The organism is Elioraea tepidiphila DSM 17972 (assembly GCF_000378465.1).
In the GTDB taxonomy this organism is placed as follows: Bacteria; Pseudomonadota; Alphaproteobacteria; order Acetobacterales; family Acetobacteraceae; genus Elioraea; species Elioraea tepidiphila.
Window position 1 is genome coordinate 51,916 of the sequence record NZ_KB899934.1, and the last position, 25,007, is coordinate 76,922.

22 protein-coding genes are annotated in these 25,007 nt (G+C 72.2%); 13 read left to right on the forward strand and 9 right to left on the reverse strand.

Translation table 11 applies throughout. The features are described 5' to 3' along the window. Positions 1 to 2 precede the first annotated feature (2 nt). A complete protein-coding gene (locus tag F563_RS23105) occupies positions 3 to 467 on the reverse strand; it encodes a YHS domain-containing (seleno)protein (RefSeq protein WP_019015971.1) in 465 nt (154 codons plus the stop codon). A gap of 110 nt (positions 468 to 577) precedes the next feature. Here F563_RS23105 and F563_RS0117415 point away from each other — a divergent pair, with 110 nt between their 5' ends. Genes F563_RS0117415 through F563_RS0117425 form a run of 3 tightly spaced genes read left to right on the forward strand, consistent with a single transcriptional unit; the run spans position 578 to position 3,751 of the window. Next, on the forward strand, positions 578 to 1,246 hold the full coding sequence (locus F563_RS0117415; protein ID WP_019015972.1) for a dienelactone hydrolase family protein: 669 nt from the start codon (positions 578 to 580) through the stop codon (positions 1,244 to 1,246). 53 nt (positions 1,247 to 1,299) lie between these two features. After that, positions 1,300 to 2,745: a sensor histidine kinase gene (locus F563_RS23110; protein ID WP_019015973.1), complete on the forward strand. Its 1,446-nt coding sequence runs from the start codon at positions 1,300 to 1,302 to the stop codon at positions 2,743 to 2,745. A gap of 52 nt (positions 2,746 to 2,797) precedes the next feature. Next, positions 2,798 to 3,751, forward strand: coding sequence for a hypothetical protein (locus F563_RS0117425; protein WP_019015974.1), 954 nt, complete (start codon positions 2,798 to 2,800; stop codon positions 3,749 to 3,751). Between the two features lie 84 nt (positions 3,752 to 3,835). Here F563_RS0117425 and F563_RS23115 read toward each other — a convergent pair whose 3' ends face one another. From F563_RS23115 to F563_RS0117440, 3 genes are read right to left on the reverse strand one after another with little or no spacing between them, the layout of a single operon-like run. Continuing rightward, positions 3,836 to 5,080 (reverse strand): M20/M25/M40 family metallo-hydrolase, encoded by a 1,245-nt coding sequence (locus tag F563_RS23115; protein ID WP_019015975.1) that lies wholly within the window; start codon positions 5,078 to 5,080, stop codon positions 3,836 to 3,838. A 17-nt stretch (positions 5,081 to 5,097) separates the two neighbouring features. Further along, a complete protein-coding gene (gene argJ, locus F563_RS0117435) occupies positions 5,098 to 6,327 on the reverse strand; it encodes a bifunctional glutamate N-acetyltransferase/amino-acid acetyltransferase ArgJ (protein WP_019015976.1) in 1,230 nt (409 codons plus the stop codon). A gap of 10 nt (positions 6,328 to 6,337) precedes the next feature. After that, positions 6,338 to 7,195 carry a peptidylprolyl isomerase gene (locus tag F563_RS0117440; RefSeq protein ID WP_019015977.1) on the reverse strand — a complete coding sequence of 286 codons (858 nt, stop codon included), beginning with the start codon at positions 7,193 to 7,195 and terminating at the stop codon, positions 6,338 to 6,340. A gap of 247 nt (positions 7,196 to 7,442) precedes the next feature. Between F563_RS0117440 and secA the strand changes: the two genes are divergently transcribed. Then, positions 7,443 to 10,169 (forward strand): preprotein translocase subunit SecA, encoded by a 2,727-nt coding sequence (gene secA / locus F563_RS0117450; RefSeq protein WP_019015979.1) that lies wholly within the window; start codon positions 7,443 to 7,445, stop codon positions 10,167 to 10,169. A gap of 81 nt (positions 10,170 to 10,250) precedes the next feature. Here secA and F563_RS0117455 read toward each other — a convergent pair whose 3' ends face one another. Then, a complete protein-coding gene (locus tag F563_RS0117455; RefSeq protein ID WP_019015980.1) occupies positions 10,251 to 11,390 on the reverse strand; it encodes a PA0069 family radical SAM protein in 1,140 nt (379 codons plus the stop codon). A gap of 121 nt (positions 11,391 to 11,511) precedes the next feature. Between F563_RS0117455 and F563_RS0117460 the strand changes: the two genes are divergently transcribed. The 6 genes from F563_RS0117460 to F563_RS0117485 all read left to right on the forward strand — a co-directional run bounded on the left by F563_RS0117460 (position 11,512) and on the right by F563_RS0117485 (position 16,935). After that, positions 11,512 to 12,171, forward strand: a complete 660-nt coding sequence (locus tag F563_RS0117460; RefSeq protein ID WP_019015981.1) for a TIGR04283 family arsenosugar biosynthesis glycosyltransferase — start codon at positions 11,512 to 11,514, stop codon at positions 12,169 to 12,171. A 58-nt stretch (positions 12,172 to 12,229) separates the two neighbouring features. Continuing rightward, entirely contained in the window at positions 12,230 to 13,123 is an 894-nt protein-coding gene (locus tag F563_RS0117465) for an IclR family transcriptional regulator (RefSeq protein WP_019015982.1), read from the forward strand. Next, positions 13,120 to 14,067 (forward strand): dihydrodipicolinate synthase family protein, encoded by a 948-nt coding sequence (locus F563_RS0117470; protein ID WP_019015983.1) that lies wholly within the window; start codon positions 13,120 to 13,122, stop codon positions 14,065 to 14,067. The genes F563_RS0117465 and F563_RS0117470 overlap by 4 nt, the downstream gene beginning before the upstream one ends. 26 nt (positions 14,068 to 14,093) lie before the next feature. Further along, positions 14,094 to 15,062, forward strand: coding sequence for a Bug family tripartite tricarboxylate transporter substrate binding protein (locus F563_RS0117475; RefSeq protein WP_019015984.1), 969 nt, complete (start codon positions 14,094 to 14,096; stop codon positions 15,060 to 15,062). Continuing rightward, complete coding sequence (locus F563_RS0117480) at positions 15,062 to 15,733, forward strand: SDR family NAD(P)-dependent oxidoreductase (protein WP_019015985.1); 672 nt, start codon at positions 15,062 to 15,064, stop codon at positions 15,731 to 15,733. The genes F563_RS0117475 and F563_RS0117480 overlap by 1 nt, the downstream gene beginning before the upstream one ends. 116 nt (positions 15,734 to 15,849) lie before the next feature. Continuing rightward, a complete protein-coding gene (locus F563_RS0117485) occupies positions 15,850 to 16,935 on the forward strand; it encodes a mandelate racemase/muconate lactonizing enzyme family protein (RefSeq protein ID WP_019015986.1) in 1,086 nt (361 codons plus the stop codon). 19 nt (positions 16,936 to 16,954) lie between these two features. Here the strand turns inward: F563_RS0117485 and moaB are convergent, their stop codons facing one another. The 3 genes from moaB to F563_RS0117500 all read right to left on the reverse strand — a co-directional run bounded on the left by moaB (position 16,955) and on the right by F563_RS0117500 (position 20,282). After that, complete coding sequence (gene moaB, locus F563_RS0117490; protein WP_019015987.1) at positions 16,955 to 17,500, reverse strand: molybdenum cofactor biosynthesis protein B; 546 nt, start codon at positions 17,498 to 17,500, stop codon at positions 16,955 to 16,957. Positions 17,501 to 17,538: 38 nt separating this feature from the next. Then, complete coding sequence (locus F563_RS23120; protein WP_019015988.1) at positions 17,539 to 19,347, reverse strand: lytic transglycosylase domain-containing protein; 1,809 nt, start codon at positions 19,345 to 19,347, stop codon at positions 17,539 to 17,541. A 119-nt stretch (positions 19,348 to 19,466) separates the two neighbouring features. Beyond that, positions 19,467 to 20,282 carry a uracil-DNA glycosylase gene (locus F563_RS0117500; protein ID WP_019015989.1) on the reverse strand — a complete coding sequence of 272 codons (816 nt, stop codon included), beginning with the start codon at positions 20,280 to 20,282 and terminating at the stop codon, positions 19,467 to 19,469. Between the two features lie 59 nt (positions 20,283 to 20,341). Here F563_RS0117500 and F563_RS0117505 point away from each other — a divergent pair, with 59 nt between their 5' ends. From F563_RS0117505 to F563_RS0117515, 3 genes are read left to right on the forward strand one after another with little or no spacing between them, the layout of a single operon-like run. After that, positions 20,342 to 21,982: an electron transfer flavoprotein-ubiquinone oxidoreductase gene (locus F563_RS0117505; protein ID WP_019015990.1), complete on the forward strand. Its 1,641-nt coding sequence runs from the start codon at positions 20,342 to 20,344 to the stop codon at positions 21,980 to 21,982. A 58-nt stretch (positions 21,983 to 22,040) separates the two neighbouring features. Beyond that, on the forward strand, positions 22,041 to 23,798 hold the full coding sequence (locus F563_RS23125) for a tetratricopeptide repeat protein (RefSeq protein ID WP_019015991.1): 1,758 nt from the start codon (positions 22,041 to 22,043) through the stop codon (positions 23,796 to 23,798). A 2-nt stretch (positions 23,799 to 23,800) separates the two neighbouring features. Further along, positions 23,801 to 24,667, forward strand: coding sequence for a 4-(cytidine 5'-diphospho)-2-C-methyl-D-erythritol kinase (locus F563_RS0117515; RefSeq protein ID WP_019015992.1), 867 nt, complete (start codon positions 23,801 to 23,803; stop codon positions 24,665 to 24,667). A gap of 89 nt (positions 24,668 to 24,756) precedes the next feature. Here F563_RS0117515 and F563_RS0117520 read toward each other — a convergent pair. Continuing rightward, on the reverse strand, positions 24,757 to 25,007 hold a 251-nt coding region (locus tag F563_RS0117520; protein ID WP_019015993.1), incomplete at its 5' end, for a transposase.

The following is a 25,007-nucleotide window of genomic DNA, read 5'->3' on the forward strand; positions in this document are numbered from 1 at the left end:
CGCTACTGGGCGGCGAGGCGCGGCCAGTTCGCGTCGGCGCGCCCGATGTTGCCGGCGATGTCGCGGTCCCAGCGGCGCTGGATCGTCCGGCTGTAGTTCAGGTAGAGCCGGCCCTCGACGATCCGCCACGCCGCTGGGTCGATCGGCGCGGTGTAGCCCTCGGCCACCGCCCAGGCGCAGAACCCGCCATAGGCCGGGGCGTAGCGCGCCGGGTCGGCCGCGAAGGCGTCGCGGTTGGCCGCGGTCGCGAAGCGCCAGGTGGCCCCGGCCCAGTCGAGCGCGAGTTCGGCGCGGCCGGGCACCGGCCGCCCTTCGACGAAATACGCCACCGGATCGGTGCCGCGGATCGCGACACCGTTCTCGGCAAACCAGCGTCGGGTCCGCTCGGCGCCTGCGCGCCCGCCCGTCACGACGAAGACGCCGAAGGCGCCGGCGATCAGGGCACGACGGGTCGGATCGATGGGCATGGGACACGTCCCTGGGTGGTGCTGCTGCCTCGGCTTCGTCCGTCGCCCGGTCCGGGTTTCCCTGCCGCCGCGATCGCATTAGCGTGCGCCCGGCAAACGGGAGGAACCGCATGAGCCAGACCATCACGCTCACCGCCGCCGATGGCCACAGCCTCTCCGCCTACAGCGCCGGACCGGCGCGGGCGGCGCGTGGCCTCGTCGTGGTGCAGGAGATCTTCGGCGTGAATGCGCATATGCGCTCGGTCTGCGACCGGCTGGCGAGCCGCGGCTACGCCGTCATCTGCCCGGCGCTGTTCGACCGCACCGAACGCGGGGTGGAACTCGGCTACACGGCCGAGGACGTCGCGCGGGGCCGGGAACTCCGCGCCCGCATCTCGAACGATGGCCCGGTCGCCGACATCGAGGCCGCCGCCGCCGCCCTGCCCGAGGGCGCCAAGCGCGGCATCATCGGCTTCTGCTGGGGCGGCACGATCGCCTGGTGGGGAGCGACCCGCACCACCCGATTCGCTGCCGCCTCCTGCTGGTACGGCGGCGGCATCGCCGCGACGTGCGAGGAGAAGCCGCATTGCCCGGTGCAGATGCATTTCGGCGAGAAGGACGCCTCGATCCCGCTGACCGACGTGGACGCCATCCGCGCCGCGCAGAAGGAGGTCGAGATCTACGTCTACGCCAATGCCCAGCACGGCTTCGGCTGCGACGCGCGGGCGAGCTTCGACCCTGGCTCGGCCGAGCTCGCCTGGCGCCGCACCCACGCCTTCCTCGACCGCCACCTGGGCTGAGCCCCGCCCCTTCCCTGCGAGTCGCGGCCGGTCTGGTGTAGACTGCAGGGGTGATGGCCGACCGCCGCCCAGACGAGACGCGCCCCGCGCGCAGCCTGTCGATCCGCCTGCTCTGGCTGACCGTCGGCTTCGTCATGGTGGCGCAGGCGCTGATCCTGCTGCCCTCGCTCGGCCGCGCCTATCTCGACTGGCTGGGCACGCGGATCGAGGCGTCGCATCTCGCAGCACTCGCGCTCGAAGCGGCTCCCGACCAGGTGGTCGCCGAGGAGCTCGAAGACCAGCTGCTCCGCCTCGCGGGCGTTGAGGTGGTGAGCCTGCGCAAGTCTGACCAGCGCGTGCTCGCACTCGCCCGCCCGCTCGAGGGGCCGATCGTCCGCACGGTCGATCTCGCCACCATCCCGCTGCCGCGCGCGACCGCCGATGTCGTCACGCTGCTGGTGGCCCCCACGCCCGGGCTGATGCGCGTGATCGGGCCGAGCCCGAAACAGCCCGACACGATCGTCGACATCGTCATGGGCACGAGCGCGCTGACGCGCGACATGCATCTGGCGCTGGCGCGGATCCTGGCGGAGGCATTGGCGATCTCGCTCGCCGCCGGCGTGCTGCTGTTCCTGTCGCTGAACTGGCTGCTGGTGCGGCCGATGCGCCGGCTCACCCGCAGCATCGTCGCCTTCCGCAAGGACCCCGAGGCGGCGCCACCCGCGCTCAGCCCGCCCGCACGCGACGACGAGATCGGCCGCGCGCAGATGGAGCTCGCCGCGATGCAGGAGGAGCTTCGCCGCGCGCTCTGGCAGAAGTCGCGCCTCGCCGCGCTCGGCACGGCGGTGACCAAGATCAACCACGACATGCGCGGGATTCTCGCCACCGCCCTGATGATCTCCGACCGGCTGACGACGAGCGAGGATCCGAAGGTGCGGCAGATGGCGCCGACCCTGCTCTCCTCGGTCGAGCGCGCGGTCGCGCTCTGCAAGCAGACGCTCGACTACGCGCGCGAGGGGCCGCCGCCGCTCGATCTGCGCCGCTTCGCGCTCGCCCCACTGGTCGAGGAGGCGGCGCGCGCGGCCGAGGCCGGCGCACGTGATGCGTTCGCCGAGGTCGAGAACCGCGTGCCCGCGGATGTCGAGGTCCTGGCCGATCGCGACCAGCTGTTCCGCGTGCTGCTGAACCTGCTGCGCAACGGCTTCGAGGCCGGCGCGCGGCGCGTGGTCGTCTCGGCCAGCAAGGGCGAGACCGTCACCATCACGGTCAGCGATGACGGTCCGGGCCTGCCGCCCCGGGTGCGCGAGTCGCTGTTCAGCCCCTTCGCCTCCGGCCGGCGCGGCGGCACCGGGCTCGGGCTCGCGATCGCGCGCGACGTGATGCGCACGCACGGCGGCGACATCGCACTCGACAGCACCGGTCCCGAGGGCACGGTGTTCCGCCTCAGCCTGCCGGGCGAGGCGCCGAGCGAGGCGCCGAGCGAATCCGCCACCGCGCCGCGCGGCACCGCCAAGGTGTGACGCCGGCTGACGGAACGCCACCGTTCCGTGCCGGCCGTGCTACGATCGCGCCATGACCGACACGGGCGGCACGGACGATCTCGCGCGCCGCAAGGCCGAGGCCGAGATCGCCAAGCTGGAGGCCGAGGCCGCGAAGGCCCGGCGCGAGGGCCGCGGCATCGGCCCGCGCATCGGCGTGGTCGTCTCGGTCGCGACCGTGCTCACCTCGCTCACCATCGGCGGCAGCCAGGTCTGGATCGCACGCGAGAAGAGCGAGAGCGACCGGCGCCTCGCCGAGATCGATCTCGGGCTCAAGACCGCGGGCTTCGTGCTGGAGCGGCGCGAGCGCTTCCTCGCCGCCCCGCCCGAGGGGCAGGTCGCCTTCGTCGGGCTGGTGGTGCATCTGTTTCCGCCCGCGGATGCGCGCCGCCTGCTCGCCCAGCTCGGCCAGGACCTCGCGAGCCAGGCGGCGTCGATCGCGGCGATCTGCTCCGCCCTCGGGCGGCTCGGCGAGGCGGGGGCCGAGAGCGCGGCCGTGCTGCGTTGCACCGGCGAGCCGGCGCCGATGGCGGTCGCGGCTGGCCCGGAACCGCCCGCGGTCCTGGCCGCCCGCCGCGACGCGGAGGCGATGGAGCGCCGCGCCGCCGCGCAGGCCACCGCTGCCGATCCCTGCGCCAGCCTGCCCGAGCCGACCGAGCGGGACCTGCGCGTCTTTCCGCACGTCACCGCGCGGCCGGATCGCGTGTTCGTCCAGGAGCGGATCGACCTGCTCGCCCAGGGCATCGGCTGGCCGGTCGCCGGCGTCGAGTTCGTGGACATACGCTGGACGCGGCCCGACGGCGAGGTCCGCTACTACTTCCCCGACCAGTGCCGCCTCGCCGTGCAGCTCTCGGAACGGTTCGAGCGCGCGCTCCGCACCACCGGGCTGCGCGAACCGCCGCGCCTGTCTGTGCGCTATATCGGCATCAACTACCGCAACCTGCCGCGCGGGCGGATCGAGGTCTGGCTGCCGCCACTCGCACCGTGACGCCCCCGCCGCGGCGACGACGGGGCCGGACCGCAGCGTGGCGCATGGCGACGGGACGCCGCTCGCCTCCCGCTGCCAGTGTCCTCACGCCGTCCGGGCGAGGTAGTCGAACGCCGAGAGCACGTGCACGGCGACGACGTGGAGATACTCCTCGACCGGCACGTGCTCGTCCTTTTGCCCCATCCCGCGCGGCGAGGGACCGTAGACATAGGCCGGGATCCCGCGCTGGCGCCACAGCCGCGCATCGGTGCCGCCAAGCGAGATCACCGGCAGCGGATCGATGCCCGACACGGCGCGCGCATTGGCCCGGAGGTGGCGCACCATCTCGTGGTTCGGGTCGCACGCCGCAGGCTCGGTGAAGTTCAGCTCCTCCACGGTCGCCGACGGATAACGGCGCAGGATGTCGGCCAAGCGCGCCATCACATGCGCCTTCGACCCGCCGACCGGCAGGCGGATATCGGCCTCGAAACGACATTCGCCGGGCAGCATGTTCACCTTCAGCCCGCCCCGGATCGTGCCGATGTTCACCGTGTACCGCGAGGCGATCGCGGCCGCGCCCGGCCCCATGGCCTGATCCATCGCCGCCCCGCCGGCGCGCAGCGCCTCGCCGATCGGTCCCGGCGGCTCGACCGCCTCCTCGCCCAGCGTCTCGAGCGCGCCGATCAGCCGGGCCGCCGTCACGGTGGCGCTCTCCGAGAGATGCGTGTAGGCGCCGTGCGCGCCCGGCGTGCGCACCGTGAAACGCAGCCAGAGCGGCGCCTTCTCGCCGAACCGGATCGTGTGCGGCGAGGACGGCTCGCCGTTCAGAACACAATCGCCGAGCACCTCCGGCTCGTTGGCGACGAGCCAGCGCGCACCATAGGGGCCGAACGTCTCCTCGTCGGAAACGCAGGTCAGCGTCACCCGGCCGGCGAGCGCAGCCCGCGCCTCGTGCAGATAACGATAGGTCATCACCGAGGCCGCCGTGCCGGCCTTCATGTCCACCACGCCGCGCCCCCAGATCTTTCCGTCCGCCAGCGCGCCGGACCAGGGGCCGTGCGTCCAGGGCTCGCTCTCGTCCACCGGGAAGACGTCGATATGCCCGTTCAGCACCAGATGCCGCCCCGGCCGCCCGGTCTCGATCGTGCCGACGATGTTCGGCCACTCCGCCACCGGCGCGACGAGGCGCCAGGGCAGGCCGTGCCGGTCGAGGAAACGCGTGATCACGGCCGCCGCCGCGCGCGTGTCGCCCGGCGGGTTCGGCGAGGGCGCGCGCACGAGCTCCTGGAGGAAGCCGATGATGAGCTCGCGATCGCGCGCGAGCCAGGCCGCGAGCGTCGCCTTGTCCACCGTGCGACCCGTCCCGCTCAGGATCGGTACGACCCGTTGATGTCGATGTAGCCGTGCGTCAGATCGCAGGTCCACACCGTGGCCTTGCCGCGGCCCAGGCCCAGATCGACCTCGATATGGATCTCGCGGCCCTTCATGTGCGCCACCACCGGCGTCTCGTCGTAGTCGGGCGCCACCTCGCCGTCCTTCGCCATCCACACCCCGCCGACCGCCACCGACAGGCGGTCGCGGTCCGCCGGCTCGCCCGCCTTGCCGACCGCCATCACGATCCGGCCCCAGTTCGCGTCCTCGCCCGCGATCGCCGTCTTCACCAGCGGAGAATTGGCGATCGAGAGCCCGATGCGGTGCGCGGAGCGGTGCGTCACCGCGCCTGTCACGTCGATGCGGATCAGCTTCTGTGCCCCCTCGCCGTCACGCACGACCTGCAAGGCGAGATCCGTCAGCACCTCGTTCAGCGCGCGCGCGAAGTCGCGCAGCATCGGCCCGCCCTCGGCCGGCACGCGCGGGTGCTTCGTCGCCCCGGTCGCGAACACCAGCACCGTGTCGCTGGTCGAGGTGTCGGAATCGACCGTTGTGCGGTTGAAGCTGCCATCCACACCTTTCGCCAGCAGATTCTGCAACGCGGCCGCCGGCACCTTCGCGTCGGTGGCGAGGAAGCACAGCATCGTCGCCATGTCGGGCGCGATCATGCCGCTGCCCTTGGCGATGCCGGCGATCGTCACCTCCGCATCGCCGATCCGTGCCCGCCGCACCGCTCCCTTCGGGAAGGTGTCGGTCGTCATGATCGCGCGCGCGGCCCGCTCCCATGCGTCGTCGGAGAGCGCGGCGAACAGTCCGGGCAGCGCGCCGACCAGCTTCTCGGTCGGCAGGCGCTGGCCGATCACGCCGGTGGAGGCGAGGAACACCTCGCGCGGCTTGCAGCCGGCAAGCTCCGCCATCGCCGCCGCGGTCGCGGCACAGGTCTCGCGCCCGGCCCGGCCGGTGAACACGTTCGAATTGCCCGCCGTCACCACCAGCGCGCGCGCCTTGCCCCCCTTCAGCGCCGCACGGCACCAATCCACCGGCGCGCCGGGGCAGCGGTTCCGCGTGAACACGCCCGCCACCGTCGTGCCGGGCGGGAACACCATCATCGTCACGTCCTCGCGGGCGACGTAGCGGATCTCCGCCCGGGCCGTGCCGAGCCGCACCCCGGGGATCGGCGGGAACGCGGGCAGCGGAACCGCGAGCGGGGAGACCGGATGCGCCATGGCCGACCTCTCAGCGGGGTGTGGCGGGGAGCGGCGAACCGTCGAGCCCGAAGCGCTCGACCCGCGCTTGCCCGCGCAGCCGCTCCACCAGCGCCTCCGCCACCTCCTCCGAGGCGGCGCGCCGCAACGCCGGCTCCGCCTCCTCGAAGCTCGGCCGCGGCTGCTCGCGCCGCTCCTCGACCTTCACCACGTGCCAGCCGAACTGGGTGCGCACCGGGTTGGGGCCGACCTGGCCCGGCTGGAGCGCGAATGCCGCCTCCGCCAGCGCCTCCGGCATGTCCTCCTTCTTGAAGAAGCCGAGGTCGCCCCCTTCGGCCGCGCCCGGACCGCGGCTCTTCTCGCGCGCGGTCGCGGCGAAATCAGCCCCGCCCGCGAGGGTCGCGATGATCGCGCGCGCCTCGCTCTCGGTCTGCACGAGGATGTGACGGGCGCGCACCTCGGCCTCGGCCGGCTTGTCGACGATCTCGCGCTGGTAGCGGGCGCGCAGGCTCTGCTCGGTCACCTTCTCGGCGATCTCGCGGCCGATCAGCGCCTGCTGGATCACCTGGTCCTCGATCCGCGCCATCTGCCGCCGCACCTCGGGCGTGTCCTGCAACCCGGCCTTGCGCGCGGCCTGGGTGACCACCGCCTCGCTGATCATCTGGTCGATCAGCAGCGGGAACAGGACCTGCGGCGGCATGGACCGGAACTGCTCGGGCAGGCGCCGCGCCGCCTCGGCCACGTCCGAGAAGCGGATCTCGGCGCCGTCGACGCGCGCGACCACCGGGTCGCCGCCCGGCGCGACGGGCTGGATCTGTGCCGTCACGGTCAACGGCGCGGCGAGCAGGGCCGTCGCCAGGAGCGCGGCGCGGAACGGAATGGCGGACATGCGGGCAATCCTTCACGCGGGCATGGCGGAAGCGCCACCCGGAGCGCGGATCATGGCGGATCGCCCCCTCCCCCTCAAGACGACCCCCAGGGACATCCCCGGGGCGTGATTGACGGCCGGGCGGGGGCGCGCCTATCTGACAGCCGGGACCCTGCCCCTGGTGGTGCCCCGGCGCGTGGCGTGCGGGGCGGCGGCGGGTCGCCGGTCCGCGCAACCCGCGCCCTCACGACCACCGCAGGACAGTCGCATGCTTTCTCGCCTCGCCCGCGTCATTCTCGGCACTTCGAACGATCGTGCCCTCAAGGGCCTGAAGAAGCGCGTCCCGGCCATCAATGCGCTCGAGCCGAAGATGAAGGCGCTGTCGGACGAGGCGCTCAGGAACCAGACCGTGCTCTTCCGCGAGCGGCTCGCCAAGGGCGAGACGCTGGACGATCTGCTGCCCGAAGCCTTCGCCACCGTGCGCGAGGCCGCCGTGCGCACGCTCGGCCAGCGGCACTTCGACGTCCAGCTGATCGGCGGCATCGTGCTGCACGAGGGCAAGATCGCCGAGATGAAGACCGGCGAGGGCAAGACGCTGGTCGCCACCCTGCCCGCCTATCTGAACGCGCTCAGCGGCAAGGGCGTGCACATCGTCACGGTGAACGACTACCTCGCCCGCCGTGACGCCGAGTGGATGGGCCAGATCTACCGGTTCCTCGGGCTCACGGTCGGCGTGATCGTGCACGGCTTGACCGACGACGAGCGCCGCGCGGCCTATGCCTGCGACATCACCTACGGCACCAACAACGAATACGGCTTCGACTACCTGCGCGACAACATGAAGTACCGGTTCGAGGACATGGTGCACCGGGACTTCAATTACGCGATCGTCGACGAGGTCGACTCCATCCTGATCGACGAGGCGCGCACGCCGCTGATCATCTCGGGGCCGGCCGACGACTCCTCCGAGCTCTACCGCCAGGTCGATGCCGTGGTGGCCGAGCTCGTGAAGGACACGGCGACCTACGAGAAGGAGGAGAAGTTCAAGACCGTCTCGCTGACGGAACTCGGCAACGAGCGGGTCGAGCATGCGCTGCGCGAGGCGGGCATCCTGAAGGAGGGCAACCTCTACGATTCCGCGAACGTCACGATCGTGCATCACCTGACGCAGTCCTTGCGCGCGCACACGCTGTTCCGCCGCGACGTCGATTACGTCGTGCGCAAGGACCCGCGCGATGGCGTCGACAAGATCGTCATCATCGACGAGTTCACCGGCCGCATGATGGAGGGGCGGCGCTACTCCGACGGGCTGCACCAGGCGCTGGAGGCGAAGGAGCACGTCCCGGTGCAGCCGGAGAACCAGACCCTCGCCTCGATCACCTTCCAGAACTACTTCCGCCTCTATCCCAAGCTCGCCGGCATGACCGGCACGGCCGCGACCGAAGCCGACGAGTTCATGGAGATCTACAAGCTCGACGTTGTCGAGATCCCGACCAACGTGCCGGTGATCCGCAAGGACAACGACGACGAGGTCTACAAGTCGGCGCGCGAGAAGTACGACGCGGTGATCGCGCTGATCCAGGAATGCCGTGAGCGCAAGCAGCCGGTGCTGATGGGCACGACCTCGATCGAGAAGAGCGAGGCGGTCAGCGAGCTGCTCACCAAGGCGAAGATCCCGCACAACGTGCTGAACGCGCGCTTCCACGAGCAGGAGGCCTACATCATCGCCCAGGCGGGCGCGCCGGGCGCGGTGACGGTGGCGACCAACATGGCCGGCCGCGGCACCGACATCCAGCTCGGCGGCAACGCCGACATGCGCATCCGCCTCGAACTCGCCGGCATGGAGGACGGGCCCGAGAAGGAGGCGCGCGCGGCCGCGATCCGCGAGGAGGTGGCGAAGAACCGCGAGATCGTGAAGGCGGCGGGCGGGCTCTACGTGATCGGTACCGAGCGGCACGAGAGCCGGCGCATCGACAACCAGCTGCGCGGCCGCTCCGGCCGGCAGGGCGACCCGGGCGCGTCGAAGTTCTTCCTCTCGCTCGAGGACGACCTGATGCGCATCTTCGGCTCCGACCGGATGGGCGGGATGCTCCAGAAGCTCGGCCTCAAGGAAGGCGAGGCGATCGTCCATCCCTGGATCAACAAGGCGCTCGAGAAGGCGCAGAAGAAGGTCGAGGCGCGCAACTTCGACACCCGCAAGAACCTGCTCAAATACGACAACGTGATGAACGACCAGCGCCGCGAGGTCTATGCGCAGCGCCGCGAGTTCATGAAGACGAACGATGTCGCCGCGACCGTGGCCGAGATGCGCCACGAGGTGATCGCCGATGCGGTCGCCAAGCACATCCCCGAACACGCCATGCCCGAGCAGTGGGACGCGGCCGGGCTGCGCGACGAGGTGGTGCGCCTGTTCAACCTCGATCTGCCGATCGACGAATGGGCGAAGGAGGAGGGAATCGACGAGGCCGATATCCGCGAGCGGATCGAGCGCGCCGCCGACTCGCTGATGGCCAGGAAGACGGCCGATTTCGGCGCCGACCTGATGCGCCAGATCGAGAAGTCGGTGCTGCTGCAGATGCTGGACCAGGTCTGGAAGGAGCACCTGCTGACGCTCGACCACTTGCGCCAGGGCATCGGGCTGCGCGCCTATGGCCAGCGCGATCCGCTGAACGAGTACAAGAACGAGGCGTTCAACCTGTTCAACGCGATGCTTCAGCATCTGCGCGAGCGGGTGACGTCGCTGATGGCGCGGGTCGAGCTCGCACCCCCGCCGCCGCCCGAGCCGGTCTACGTCACGAACGCGACGGGTGAGGGCGAGGGGATGGAGCCGGTCGAGGGCAATGGCGGCGGCACCGCGCTGCTGACCAGGCCCGCGCGCGGGCGGCAGGCCCAGGTCGATGCGGGCGACCCCTCGACCTGGCACCACACGCCGCGCAATGCGCCGTGCCCCTGCGGGTCGGGCAAGAAGTACAAGCACTGCCACGGCAGGGCCTGAAGCAAAGAGACAGGTGTGGGGGGACCACGCTGGTCCCCCCACACCCCCCTGCACCTGGGGGGCCTTGCGGCCCCCGATCTCCTACAGCAGGGCCAACTGCCGCTCCTCGGCATGGCGACGCGGCGGCGCGAACCGCGAGCAGTCGAGACCGGCCATGGGCTCGTCGAGCCCGAACCGCCGCGCGGCGATCGCGAACCGCTTCGCCAGCATGTCGGCATAGACCCCGACGCCGCTGAACCGGCTGCCGAAGCGAGGGTCGTTCAGCGCGCCGCCGCGCGTCTGGCGGATCAGCGACAGCACATGCGCGGCCCGCTCGGGATAATGGGCGTGCAGCCACTCGGTGAACAACGCGCGCAGCTCATGCGGCAGGCGCAGCAGCACATAGCTGGCAGCCGTCGCACCGGCGCGTGACGCGGCGGCCAGGATCGACTCCATCTCGGCGTCGTTCAGGCCCGGGATCATCGGCGCGGCCATCACGCCCGTCGGCACCCCCGCGCGCGCGAGCGCCTCGATCGCCTGCAACCGCCGCGCCGGCGTGGCCGCGCGCGGCTCCATCACCCGCGCGAGCCGCCGGTCCAGCGTGGTGACCGAGATGCACACCCGCACCAGCCGCCGCGACGCCATGCCGGTCAGCAGGTCGAGGTCGCGCAGCACCAGCGCCGATTTCGTCACGATCGTGCAGGGATGCGCGGCCTCGGCCAGCACCTCCAGGATCGACCGCGTGATGCGGAGCTGCCGTTCGACCGGCTGATACGGATCGGTGTTCGACCCGAGCGCGATCGGCCGGGCAGCATAGCCGGGCCTGGCGATCTCCTTCGCCAGCAGCGCCGCCGCCTCGGGCTTGAACAGCAGCTTCGTTTCGAAATCGAGGCCCGGCGAGAGGCCGAGATAGGCATGGCTCGGCCGCGCATAGCAGTAGACGCAGCCGTGCTCGCAGCCGCGATACGGGTTCACCGCGCGGTCGAAGCCGATATCGGGACTGTCGTTCCAGGCGATGATGCTGCGCGTGGCATCGCGCGTCAGCGTGGTCTCGAGCGGCGGCGGTTCGGCGAACTCCTCGGCCAGCGTGCCCCAGCCGTCATCGACCGGCTCGGACCGCGTGGGGTCGAAGCGGCAGGCGGGATTGCCGATCGCGCCGCGGCCCTTGCGCGGGCCGGGGGCGAGCGCCGGCGGTTCGGCGGTTTCCGTCTCGGGCCAGTCGGCCAACGCCAGGTCGTCCATCGCGGTCCCTCCGTGTGGCGGAATGGTGCGGCGGCGGCGGCGGAGTCGTCAAGAACAAAACACGAACACCCGGCGCGGGCCATGGCCCGGCGACGGGCGATCGGGCAGCCTGCCGCCTCGCATGGACCTCGCCGTGGTCATCCCGACACTGAATGCGGCCGCGACGCTGCCGGCGACGCTCGATTCGCTCGGCGGCGGTCCACGCGAGGTGATCGTCGTGGACGGCGGGTCCGACGACGGCACGGCCGAGCGCGCGGCAGAACGCGGCTGCCGCGTGGTTGCAGCACCGCGCGGGCGTGGCAGCCAGCTTGCCGCCGGCGTGGCGGCCGCCGCCTCGCCCTGGCTGCTGCTGCTGCATGCCGACACGCGGCTCGGCCCCGACTGGCAGGCGGCGGTGGCCAAGCATATCGCGTGCGAACCCGATCGGGCGGGATACTTCCGCCTGCGCCTGGACGACGACTCCCGCGCGGCGCGCCGCCTCGAACGCGTGGTCGCGTGGCGCTGCCGCGTGCTCGCCCTGCCCTATGGCGACCAGGGCCTGTTGATCTCGCGCGCGCTGCTCGATGCGGTGGGCGGCGTGCGACCCCTGCCGCTGATGGAAGACGTCGATCTGGTGCGCCGGATCGGCCCCGCCCGGCTGCGGCTGCTCGATGCCGACGCGCTCACCTCGGCGGAACGCTACCAGCGCGACGGCTATCGGTGGCGGTCGGCACGCAACCTCGCGATCCTGGCGCTCTGGTTCGCCGGCGTGCCGCCGCGGCTGCTGACCCGGCTGTACTGATCCCCGGGCCCGGAACGAACCCGCTTGACGCCATCCGGCGACGGGCGTATGCGTCTGCATGGTCCAAACAAAAGTTCGCTATCCGAACTTTGGCGACGAGCCCCAGCCTGCCGATCCGGCCGAGAAGAATCTCGTCCGCTCGCTCGCCAAGGGCTTCGCCGTCCTGCACGCCTTCACCGCCGAACGCGACGAGCTCACCCTCGCCGAGGTCGCGCGCGCGGCCGGCGTCGACAACGCCACCGCCTTCCGATTCCTCAACACGCTGGTGATGCTCGGCTATGTCGCGCGCGTGCCGGGCACGCGGCGCTTCCGCCTCACGCTGCGCTGCCTCGATCTCGGCTTCAACGCGATCGCGCGCGCCGATCTGCGCATGCAGGCCCGGCCGATCCTGCGCGATCTCGTCGGCGAGCTGAACGAGGCCGCCTCGATCGGTGTGCTCGACGGTGCCGACGTGGTCTATATCGAACGCATCCAGGCCGGCATCGCCCGGCTCGGCGTCGATGTCCGCATCGGCAGCCGCGTCCCGGTCTATTCCTCCGCGATCGGCCGCGCGATCCTCGCCTATCTGCCGCGCGAGACCCAGATCGCGGTGCTTGAGGCGCGCCCGCGCGAGAAGCTCACCGAGGCGACCGTGACGGATCGTGATGCCCTGCTCGCGCTCCTCGATCGCGTGCGCGCGGACGGCATCGCGTTCTCCGACCAGGAGACCGTGCCCGGCCTGCGCGTGCTCGCCTGCCCGCTGCGCGATGCCGATGGCGTGCCCTTGGGCGGCATCAGCGTCGCCGCCCCGGCGCTGCGCATGAGCGCCGAGGACTACCTGCGTCGGGCGGGCCCGCCGCTGATCGCGGCTGCGCGCGCGCTCTCGCGTGGCCTCGAAGCCGCCGGCGGCACCGCCGCACCGCCGCGCCCGCCGATCGCCAACACACCGCGCACGAGGAGACCCAGCCCATGACCGCGCGCCTCGACTATCATGGCATCATTCCCGCGATCGCCTGCCCGTTCCGCGACGACCACGCGATCGACGCCGAGGAGCTCGCTCGCTTCGCGCGCTGGCTCGCGCGCCAGCCCGGCATCGTCGCGCTGATGACCAACGGCCACACCGGCGAGGTGTTCTCGCTCACCCCGCGCGAGCGCATCGAGGTCACGCGCATCGCCGCGGAGGCCACGCGCGGCATCCGCCCGGTGATCTCCTCGATCGTCTGCGAGGGCATCCGCGACGCGGTCGAGCAGGCGGTGGCGGCGAAGGAGGCGGGCGCGCAGGCGCTCGACATCATGCCGCCGCATCACTGGCTGCGCTTCGGCTTCCGCCCCGACCAGGTGATCGACTACTTCACCGCGATCGGCGAGGCCACCGGCCTCGGCCTGATCGTGCATGTCTATCCCGCCTGGACCAAGGCGTCGTTCCCCTCCGCCCTGCTCGCCGAGCTCGCCCGCCTGCCGTTCGTGCACGCGTTCAAGATCGGCACGCGCGAGATGAACAAGTATGCCGCCGACCTGAAGGCGATCCGCGCGGCCGATCCGTCCTGCGCGCTGCTCACCTGCCACGACGAGTACCTGCTCGCCTCGATGGTGCAGGGGATCGACGGCGCGCTCGTCGGCTTCGCCTCGCTGATCCCAGGGCTGATCCACGACCTGCTGAGCGCGGTGAAGGCCGGCGATCTCAAGCGCGCGATGGCGGTGCAGGCGCTGATCGATCCGGTGAAGGATGCCGTCTATGGCGGCGGGGAGCCGACCGGCGAGGCGCATGCGCGCATGAAGACGGCGATGAAGTTCGCCGGGATCCTGCGCAACGACACCGTGCGGCCGCCGACCCACGCCCCGAATGCGGCGGAGATCGAGACGATCCGCGCCGCGCTGGATGCCGCCGGCGTGCTCGCACGCGCAGCGGCCGAGTAGCATCGACCAACCAGGGAGAAACGACCATGCTCCGACGCACACTGCTTGCCGCCGGCGCGGCCACGCTCGCCGCGCCCGCGATCCGCGCCCAGCAGGGCTGGCCGCACGGCCGCACCATCCGCGTGATCGTGCCCTTCCCGCCCGGCGCGGTGAACGACCTGCTCGGGCGGATGCTGGCGCAACGGCTCCAGGACAAGCTCGGCGCGACCGCGGTGGTCGAGAACCGTGTGGGCGGCAACGGCGTGGTCGGCACGAGCCACGTCGTGCAGTCGGCGAATGACGGCTACACGCTGCTGGCCTCGGCCTTCAACACGGTCGTGCTGCATCTGGTCACGCCAAACCTGCCGTTCGATCCGATGTCGGATCTCGACGTGGTCGCGCGCACCGGCATCGCGCCGCTGGTGATGGTGATGACGCCCGGCCGGCCGCAGACCACGATCGCCGAAGTCATCGCCGAGGCGAAGGCCAAGCCCGCCGAGTGGACCTTCGCGATCACCTCGGTCGGTTCGGCCGGGCACCTCGCCACGATCGAGTTCAACCGCCGGAGCGGCGCGAATGTCGAGATGGCGCCCTATCGCGGCACCCAGCCCGCGCTGACCGACATCATGGCGGGCAATGTGCAGCTGCTGATCGATCCGGCCTTCGCGCTGCTGCCGGCCGCGCAGGCGGGGCGCGCCAAGGCGCTCGGTATCGCCTCGGCGCGGCGCTCCGAACTCGCGCCCGAGCTGCCAACCATGGGCGAGTCCGGCCTCGGCGATTTCGTGTTCAACTCCTGGTACGGGATCTGGGCGCCGAAGGGCACCTCGGCCGAGATCAAGGGCCGCATCAACGCGCTGATGGCGGATGCGATGCGCGAGGCCGAGACGCGCCAGTGGCTCACCTCGCGGCTGGTCGAGCCCGTGATCGAGAGCGCCGACGAGGCGCGCGCCTTCATGGTCTCGGAGGAGAAGCGCGCGCGCGAGCTCCTCGCCTCGGTCAACTTCAAGCCGGCCTGATGCATGCGCTGGTGACCGGGGCGAGTTCGGGGATCGGCGCGGCGATCGCCGCGCGGCTGCTGGCGGATGGATGGCGCGTCACCGGCCTCGATCTCGCCCCGGCGCCGGAGCATGGGGATGGCTACGCCCATTACCGCCTCGACCTGACCGATTCCGCACGGCTGCGCGCGGTGCTGGCGGGGCTCGACGGCATCACGGCCGTGGTGCACGCCGCCGGTGTGCTGCGCGTCGCCCCGCTCGGCGCGCTCGACGCGGAGTCGGGAGCGCTGATGTTCCGGCTGCATGTCGAAGTCGCGGCGATGCTGGCCGACGCGCTCGCGCCACGGTTGCCGGAAGGCGGGCGGATCGTGCTGGTCGGCAGCCGCACCGCTTCGGGTGCGGCGGGGCGGAGCCAGTACGCAGCGAGCAAGGCCGCGCTGGTCGGGCTCGCGCGCTCCTGGGCCGCCGAGCTCGCGCCGCGCCGCATCACCGTGAACGTGATCGCGCCCGCCGCCACCGACACGCCGATGCTCGCCGATCCTTCGCGCTCCGGCGTCGCGCCCAGGCTGCCGCCGATCGGCCGCTTCATCCGCCCCGAGGAGGTCGCGGCGCTCACGGCCTTCCTGCTCTCGGCCGAGGCCGGCGCGATCACCGGCCAGCAGATCCTGGTCTGCGGCGGCGCATCGCTGTAAGGCCATCCGCCCACCGACTCAAGGAGACACCGCATGGCCCCCGCATCGTCGCGGTCGAGGAACGCACCCGGCCGATCGGCTCGGCGATCCGCAACGCCTATATCGACTTCTCGCAGATGACCACCTCGCTGGTCGCGGTGGTCACCGACGTGGTCCGCGACGGCAAGCGCGTGGTCGGCTACGGCTTCAACTCGAACGGCCGCTACGGCCAGGGCGGGCTGATCCGCGAGCGCTTCGCCCCGCGCCTCTTGAACGCCGACCCGGCCTCGCTGCTCGATGCCTCGGGCGAGAATCTCGACCCCGACCGCTGCTGGGCGGCGATGATGACCAACGAGAAGCCGGGCGGACATGGCGAGCGCTCGGTCGCCGTCGGCACGCTCGACATGGCGATCTGGGATGCGGTGGCGAAGATCGCGGGCAAGCCGCTGTTCCGGCTGCTCGCGGAACGACACGGCCGCGAGGCCGATCCGCGCGTGTTCGTCTATGCGGCCGGCGGCTACTACTATCCGGGCAAGGACAATTCGGCGCTGCGCGCCGAGATGCGCAGCTACCTCGACCGCGGCTACACGGTGGTGAAGATGAAGATCGGCGGGGCCTCGCTCGCCGAGGATCGCGCGCGGATCGAGGCGGTGCTGGCCGAGCTCGACGGCAAGGCCGAGCTCGCGGTGGACGCGAATGGCCGTTTCGACCTCGAGACCGCGATCGCCTACGCCAAGGCGCTCTCCGACTATCCGCTGTTCTGGTACGAGGAGGCGGGCGACCCGCTCGACTTCCACCTGCAGGCGACTCTCGCCCAGTTCCATCCGGGACCGATGGCGACGGGCGAGAACCTGTTCAGCCATCAGGACGCGCGCAACCTGCTGCGCTATGGCGGGATGCGCCCGGATCGCGACTGGCTGCAGTTCGACTGCGCGCTCTCCTACGGGCTCTGCGAGTACCAGCGCACCCTCGCCGTGCTGACCGAATGCGGCTGGTCGTGGCGGCGCTGCATCCCGCACGGGGGGCATCAGATGTCGCTGATGATCGCGGCGGGGCTCGGGCTCGGCGGCAACGAGAGCTACCCGGACCTGTTCCAGCCCTATGGCGGATTCCCCGACGGCGTGCGGGTGGAGCACGGCCACGTCACCCTGCCCGACCTGCCCGGGATCGGCTTCGAGGGGAAGTCGGACCTGTACGCGGAGATGCGCGCGCTCGCGGAATGACCCGCTGGCGCAGCGGCGCCTATTCCGCCGCCTTCATGTGCTCCTGCAGCCTGGGCATCAGTTCGACCAGGTTGCAGGGCCGGTGGCGGCTGTCGAGCTGGAAGCGCAGGATGTCGTCCCAGGCGTCGCGACAGGCCGAGGGCGAGCCGGGCAGGGCGAACAGGTAGGTGCCCTGCGCCACGCCGCCGATCGCGCGCGACTGGATGGTGGACGAGCCGACCTTCTGGTAGCTCAGCATCCGGAACAGCTCGCCGAAGCCCTCGATCCGCTTCTCGAGCACGCGCTCGAACGCCTCCGGCGTGACGTCGCGGCCGGTGATGCCGGTGCCGCCGGTGGTGATGATCACGTCGATCCCGGCATCGGCGATCCAGTCGCGCAGATGCGCCTCGATCGCCGCGACCTCGTCGCGCACGATGCTGCGCGCGACGACGCGGTGCCCTGCACCCTGGATCCGCTCCGCCAGCGTGTCGCCCGAGGTGTCGGTCGCCGGCGTGCGCGTGTCCGAGATGGTCAGGACGGCGATGTTGACGGCGATGAAGGGGCGGCTCTCGTCGATCCGTGCCATGAACCCGTTCCCTGGGCCGGAAGCGGACGCGGCGCGGCTCAGTTCAGGCGCGCGCTGCGGCCGGGATCCCGGGCGTTGATCTCCTCGGGCCCATGGTAGCGCGGCCAGCGCCCGGCGGCGAGAGCGTCGAGCGACGGCGCGGGCCGGCCCAGGCGCGAGGCGTAGATCCAGCTGAACGCGAGCACGCGCTGCACATAGGCGCGGGTCTCGTGGATCGGGATGGTCTCCAGGAACAGCAGCGGATCGTTCCCGTACGACATCGACCCGTTCCAGCGCGCGACATTGCCTGGCCCCGCGTTGTAGGCGGCGATCAGCCGCAGCAGGTCGCCGTTCACCTCGGGGTGGCGCGCGAGATAGGCGATGTAGCGGCCGCCGATCTCGAGGTTGAGGTCGGTGTCGTGCAGCCGGTGGCGCTGCCGCCCGGCGAGCTCGGGTCGGCCGGCGACGTAGCTCGCGGTCAGCGGCATGATCTGCATCACGCCGCGCGCGCCCGCGCGGCTGATCGCCGCGGCGTCGAAGTTGCTCTCCACCCGCGCCATGCCGATCACCAGCGCCGGATCGGCCACACTCTCGTCGGGCCGCCAATGCGGCAGCGGGAAGCGGGCGTAGTCGCGCGGCCGGCCGTCGCGGCTCTCGACCAGCGGGGCGATTCGCATCGCGAGCTCGGCCATGCCGGACTGGCTGGTCACCACCAGCAGCGCGCGCGCGAGCGCCGGATTGTCCGGCGCCGCGACCGCGAGGCGGCGCAGTTCCGCCTCCGCGCGCTCGGTCTGGCCGATCTGGATGAGGGCGAGCGCGCGCAGCCCCTGCGCGGTCTCGGCCAGCAGCGCGGCCTCGTTCTCGCCCAGCGTATCGCGCTCCCAGGCGAAGCCGCCGGGAATGCCGAGCGCGCGGCGCGCGAGCAGCCCGTAGAAGCTGCGCGAGGACTGCGCCGCCTCGAGCAGCCAGGGCACGTAATTGCGGTGGTCGCGCTGGCGGAGTGCCGCGCGCGCCGCCCAGAACGCGCCCGCGGCGCGCCGTGCCGAGGAGCCGATCTCGGCCCGCGCGGTGGCCTCGAAGTGCCGGCGCGCCGCCTCGATCCGGCCGAGCCGCCACGAGGCGAGGCCGGCGAACCACTGCGCCTCGGCCACGTGCGGCGAAGCACGGATTGCCTCCTGCGCCTCGCGCAGCGCCTGCTCGTCCTGTCCGCGCAGGAACAGCGCGCGCGCGACCTCGGCGCGCAGGCTCGCCGCGTAGGCGGGGTCGATGCGGCCGGCGGCGCGGATCGCGGCGACCGCGCGCGGGAATTCCTCCGCGCGCAGGTGCTGGCGCACGGTCCGGTCGAGCACCGCGCTGCGCACGAAGGCGCGCGTGCCGGCCTCGATCTCCTCGGGGGGGGTCTCGGCGGCCGGCAGTTCGTTCGGCTCAACCAGGGTCGGGAGCACAGTGCCGCGCGGCGCGCGCAGGCTCAGCAGGCGGTGGATGCGCGGCGCGTCCGGGTGGTCGGCATAGGCCTCGAGCCAGGCCGACAGGTCCTCGGGTCGCGCGCGCGTGTGCGGGCCGAGCAGCCGGTCGGCGACCACGTGACCCATCAGCAGCCGGTCGGACAGGCGGGCGATATCGGCATCCGCGGCCGCAAACCTGCCCGCCTCCTGGGCCGTGAAGATGCGGCGATAGAGCGCGGCGTCGGCCGGGCCGAGCACGCTCGGCAGGCCGGACACACCGCCCAGGGTCGGACGAGGCACCGCGAAGGCCATCTGGTCCTGCCCGCGAGCCGTGCCCGACAGGCCGACCAGTGCCAGGAATGCCGCCCCCCAGATCAGGCCCGCGGTGTGCCCGCGGCCCCATGCTCCCTCGGTTCCTTGCATGGCGAGGTCTGCGTTAACCGAGCGTCAACCATCTCGTCCACGCCGATATGCGGGACGAATCCCGCGCTGCGAGATGGCCCTCGCAGGATCAACAGGCTCGCGTGCGTTCCTCGTGTGCCTTAGTTCTGCCGCATCTGTGGCAGGATGGAATCGAGCCGCCTCCGTAACGCCAAGAGGTCGTTCCAGGCGTCGCGTTTCGCGCCAGGGTTGCGCAGCAGATAGGCCGGATGGAGCGTCGGCAGGGTCGGGATCGGCGCATCGAGGCCCGGACCATCGAGCTCGCGCCAGCGTCCGCGCAGCCGGGTGATGCCCTCGCGCGCGCCGAGCAGCCCGCGCGCCGGCACGCCGCCGAGCAGGACGATGAGCTTCGGTCGCGCCAGGGCAATGTGTCGCTTCAGGAACGGCAGGCAGACCGCCACCTCGGCGTCGGTCGGGTTGCGGTTGCCGGGCGGCCGCCAGGGCAGCACGTTGGTGATGTAGACATCGCCCGCCTTCCGCGACAGCCCGATGCTCGCGAGCATGCGGTCGAGCAGCCGCCCGGACGGGCCGACGAAGGGCAGGCCCTCGCGATCCTCCTCCGCGCCCGGCCCCTCGCCGATCAGCATCACGGGCGCGGAAGGATCGCCATCCGCAAAGACCAGGTGGGTCGCCGTGTCGCGCAGCGCGCAGCCGTCGAAGGCGGCCAGCGCCGCGCGCAGCGCGGCGAGCGAGTCCGCCGCCTCGGCCGCCGCCTCGGCACGGGCGACCGCGCCTGTGGCGGGCGCTGCCACCGGGGGCGCCGCCACCGCGGGCACGGCGCGCGCCGGCGGCTCGGTCAGGCGCGGCGGAGCCTCGGCCAGCCGGTCCTGGACCGTCTCCTCCAGCGCCTCGTCCGCACCCCAGGCGAGCTGCAACGCCAGCGCGGCTTTCAGCTCGGAGCGCATCGCCGCTTCCACTCCCCGCTCCCCATGCTCTCGCGTGGCGGGCAGGATGCCTCTATCTCTGGCGCGGAGCCATGGGGGACCGCATGCAGCGCGAGGCGATGGAGTTCGACGTGGTGATCGTGGGGGCCGGGCCCGCCGGGCTCGCCGCCGCGATCCGGCTGAAGCAGGCCGCCGGCTCGGCCGGGCGCGAGATCAGCGTCTGCGTTCTGGAGAAGGGCGCGGAGGTCGGCGCGCACATCCTCTCGGGCGCGGTGCTGGAGCCGCGCGCGCTCGACGAGCTGCTGCCGGACTGGCAGGCGCTCGGCGCGCCGATCGAGACGCCGGCGCGCGAGGACCGCTTCCTCTATCTCACGGCGACGCGCGCGTTCCGGATGCCGACGCCGCCGCAGATGCACAACAGCGGCAACTGGATCGTCTCGCTCGGCCAGGTCTGCCGCTGGCTCGGCGCCCAGGCCGAGGCGCTGGGGGTGGAGATCTATCCGGGCTTCGCCGCCGCCGAGATCCTGTTCGAGGGCGACCGCGTGGTCGGTGTCGCCACCGGCGACATGGGCATCGCCAGGGACGGCACGCGGAAGCCCTCCTACCAGCCGGGCATGGAGCTGCGCGCCACCTACACGCTGTTCGCCGAGGGCTGCCGCGGCAGCCTGACGAAGCAGTTGGAGCGCAGGTTCGCGCTGCGCGAGGGCCGCCAGCCGCAGACCTACGCGATCGGCATCAAGGAGCTCTGGGAGGTGCCGAAGTCGACGCACCAGCCCGGGCTGATCCTGCACACGATCGGCTGGCCGCTCGCCTCCGACACCTATGGCGGCTCGTTCCTCTACCACTGGGGCGAGAACCTGATGTCCTACGGCTTCGTGGTCGGGCTCGACTACCCGAACCCGTGGCTCTCGCCCTTCGAGGAGACGCAGCGCTTCAAGACGCACCCTGCCATCCGACCCTTCTTCGAGGGCGCGAAGCGCATCGCCTACGGCGCGCGGGCGCTGAACGAGGGCGGGTTGCAGGCGATCCCCCGGCTCGTGTTCCCCGGCGGCGCGCTGATCGGCTGCGGCGCGGGATTCCTCAACGTGCCGAAGATCAAGGGCAGCCACACGGCGATGAAGTCCGGCATGCTCGCGGCCGAGGCGGTGGTCGAGGCGCTCGTCGGCGCCAGGCCCGACGTGCTGGAGGCGTATCCTTCCGCGCTCGAACGCTCCTGGGTGCGCGAGGAGCTCGCACGCGCGCGCAACATCCGTCCCGCCTTCGCGAAGTTCGGCCTCTGGGGCGGGCTCGCCTATGCCGGGCTCGACACCTATCTGCTGCGCGGCCGCGCGCCCTGGACCTTCGGCCACCACCCCGACCACGAGAGCCTGAAGGAGGCCTCGGCCGCCCCGCGCATCGACTACCCGAAGCCCGACGGCGTGCTCACCTTCGACCGGCTCTCCTCGGTTTTCCTCTCCAACACCAACCACGAGGAGGACCAGCCGAGCCATCTGCGCCTCGCCGACCCGGCCGTCGCGGTCGCGCACAACCTCGCCCGCTATGGCGGGCCCGAGGCGCGCTACTGCCCGGCCGGGGTCTACGAGTTCGTCGGCGTCGAGGAGGGACAGCCGCGGCTCGTGGTCAACGCGCAGAACTGCGTGCACTGCAAGACCTGCGACATCAAGGACCCGAAGCAGAACATCACCTGGGTCACGCCCGAGGGTGGCGGCGGGCCGGTCTATGCCTCGATGTGAGGTCTCGCGGACCCGGCTTTCCATGGCGCGGCTTGCCGCACTGCGATACTCTGCGTCGATGCCCGTCCGGGTCCTCCCGCCCCGCGCGCTCTCCCGCGTCGCGATGCTGCCGCTGGTGCTGCTGGCGGCCTGCGCCTCCGGCCTGCCCGCCGGCAGCTCGGGGCCGCTGCCGGTCCGCGAAGGCCGGTTCCAGCCGACCGGCGCGTTCGGCAATTACCTCGCCGGCCGTTTCGCGGCCGGCGAGACCGACACGGCGGCAGCGGCGCAGTTCTTCGACCGCGCGCTCCAGACCGATCCGGGCAACCCCGAGCTGCTGACGCGCGCGTTCCACGCCGCGCTGGCGGATGGGCGCGACCCGGCCGCGCTTGCCCGGCGGGTGCTGGCGCAGCAGCCCGGCGCCCTGCTGCCGAGCCTGGTGGTGGCCGCCGAGGAGGCTCGCGACGGACGGTTCGATCAGGTCGAGCAGCGGCTGCGCGCCCTGCCGCGCCAGGGGGCGGGACAGCTCCTCCAGCCGCTGCTGCTCGCCTGGGCCCAGGCCGGGCGTGGGCATTGGGAGCAGGCCCTGGCCACGCTCCGCCCGCTGGCCGACGGGGCGCGGTTCCGCGGCGCCTTCGCGCTGCATGCCGGGCTGATCGCCGATCTCGCCGACCGGCCGCGCGAGGCCGAGCGCTGGTACGGCATCGCCGCCGCCGAGAGCGGGGCGAGCCTGCGCGCGGCCGAGATCCAGGCAAGCTTCGCCGCGCGCCAGGGCCGGCTCGAGGACGCGCGGCGCCTCCTCGCCGAGATCGCCGCCGCCTCCGACGACATCGCCATGGTCGAGGCGCGGCTGCTGCGCGACCTCGAGCGCCGGCCGGTCGGCACGGCCGCCGACGGCATGGCCGAGGCGCTGCTGGCCCTCGGCGGGGCGCTGCGCCAGCAGGAGGCGAGCGAGTTCGCCCTGCTGCTGCTGCGCGTGGCCCTTCTGCTGCGGCCGGACTTCCCGGCCGCGAAGCTGATGGTCGCCGACCTGCTGGAGACCGACCGGCGCTACGAGGCGGCGGCCGGGATGCTGGCGCGCGTCCGCCGCGACAGCCCCTATGCGCCGGCGGCGCGCGTGCGACTCTCGATGGTGCTCGACCGGCTCGACCGCACGGAGGCTGCGATCGGCGAGCTGGAGGCTCTTGCCGCCGACGATCCGACCCGGGCGGAGCCGCTCGCCCGGCTGGGCGACATCCTGCGCGGCCGGCAGCGCTTCGCCGAGGCCGCGCGCGCTTATGACCGCGCGGTGGAACGCCTCGGCCCGCCCGAGCGGCGGCAATGGACGCTCTACTACGCCCGCGGCATCGCCCATGAGCGCTCGAAGGACTGGCCGCGCGCCGAGGCCGACTTCCTCAAGGCGCTCGAGCTCTCGCCCGACCAGCCCTATGTGCTGAACTATCTCGGCTACACCTGGGCGGATCAGGGCCGCGAGCTCGCGCGTGCGAAGCGCATGATCGAGCGCGCGGTAGAACTCCGCCCGCATGACGGCCACATCATCGACTCGCTCGGTTGGGTGCTGTTCCGCATGGGCGACTACCGGGGTGCGGTGCGCTGGCTCGAACGCGCCGTGGAACTGGTGCCGCGCGATCCGGTGATCAACGACCATCTGGGCGACGCCTACTGGATGGTCGGGCGCCAGAACGAGGCGCAGTTCCAGTGGCGCCGCGCGCTCACCCTGAGCCCGGAGCCCGAGGAGATCCCCAGGATCGAAGCCAAGCTGCGCGACGGCCTCGTGCTGCCGCCGGCGAATGTCGCCGCCGGCACCGGCCCCGGCGAGGCGCCCGCCACCCCGCGCTGAGCGTGAGCGTCACCGAGGCGGCGCACGCCAAGGTCAACCTGTTCCTGCACGTCCTCGACCGGCGCCCGGACGGCTATCACACGCTCGACAGCTTGGTGGTGTTCGCCGCACCCGCCGACACGCTGCGCGCCGAACCGGACGAGACGATGTCACTCGCGGTCGATGGTCCGTTCGCCGGCGCCCTCGCGGGGGCGGACAATCTGGTGCTGCGCGCGGCGCGGGCCCTCGCCGCGGCGACCGGCTCGACGCGCGGGGCGCGGCTGACGCTGACCAAGGCGCTGCCGGTCGCCTCCGGGATCGGCGGCGGGTCGGCGGATGCGGCCGCGGCGCTGCGCGCGCTCGATCGGCTGTGGGGACTCGGCCTCGGCGCGCACCGGCTCGCCGCACTCGGCGCCGGGCTCGGCGCGGACGTTCCGGTCTGCGTGCACGGGCAGCCGGCGCGGATAGGCGGGATCGGCGAGCGCATCGCCGCAGCGCCGAGGCTGCCGCGATTCGGGCTGCTGCTCGCCAATCCCGGCGTCGCGCTCGCGACCGCCACGGTGTTCGCCGCGCGCCGTGGCGGCTTCGACGCACCGGCCGTGCTGCCCGGGTCCTGGCCCGACGCGGCGACGATGGCGCGCGACCTCGCGCGCAGCCGCAACGCGCTGGAGCCGGCGGCGATCGCGCTCTGCCCGCCGATCGCGACGGTGCTCGACGCGCTCAGCGCCCTGCCGGGCGCGCGGCTCGCGCGGATGAGCGGCTCCGGTGCGACCTGCTTCGCGCTGTTCGACGACGACGCGGCCGCTTCCGATGCCGCGCGCGTGCTGCGCGCCGCGCAGCCGGGCTGGTGGATCGCCGCGGGCCGCGCGCCCTGGGCGGTTTCCCCATGAGTGCAAACCGCTCTGGTCATTCCCCGCGGGCATCTTCACGCACACGGCTGAGTCCAGCCGTGGGCGATCTGCTCTAGAGCCTGATCCATTTACGGTGAAGCATAGCCTGCGTGCCGGAAGTAGTTGGCGCATTCGGTGGGTGAGAACTCGCCGAGCAGGGCGCCGATGCGGTGCCATACGGTGGCGATGGATCGCTCGTCGGCCTTTCGCAGCAGGGTCTTGAGCTTGGCGAACATCATCTCGATCGGGTTCAGGTCCGGGCTGTAGGGCGGCAGGGACAGCAGGTGGGCGCCGGTGGCGCGGATGGCGCGGCGGACGGCGACGCCCTTGTGACTGCCGA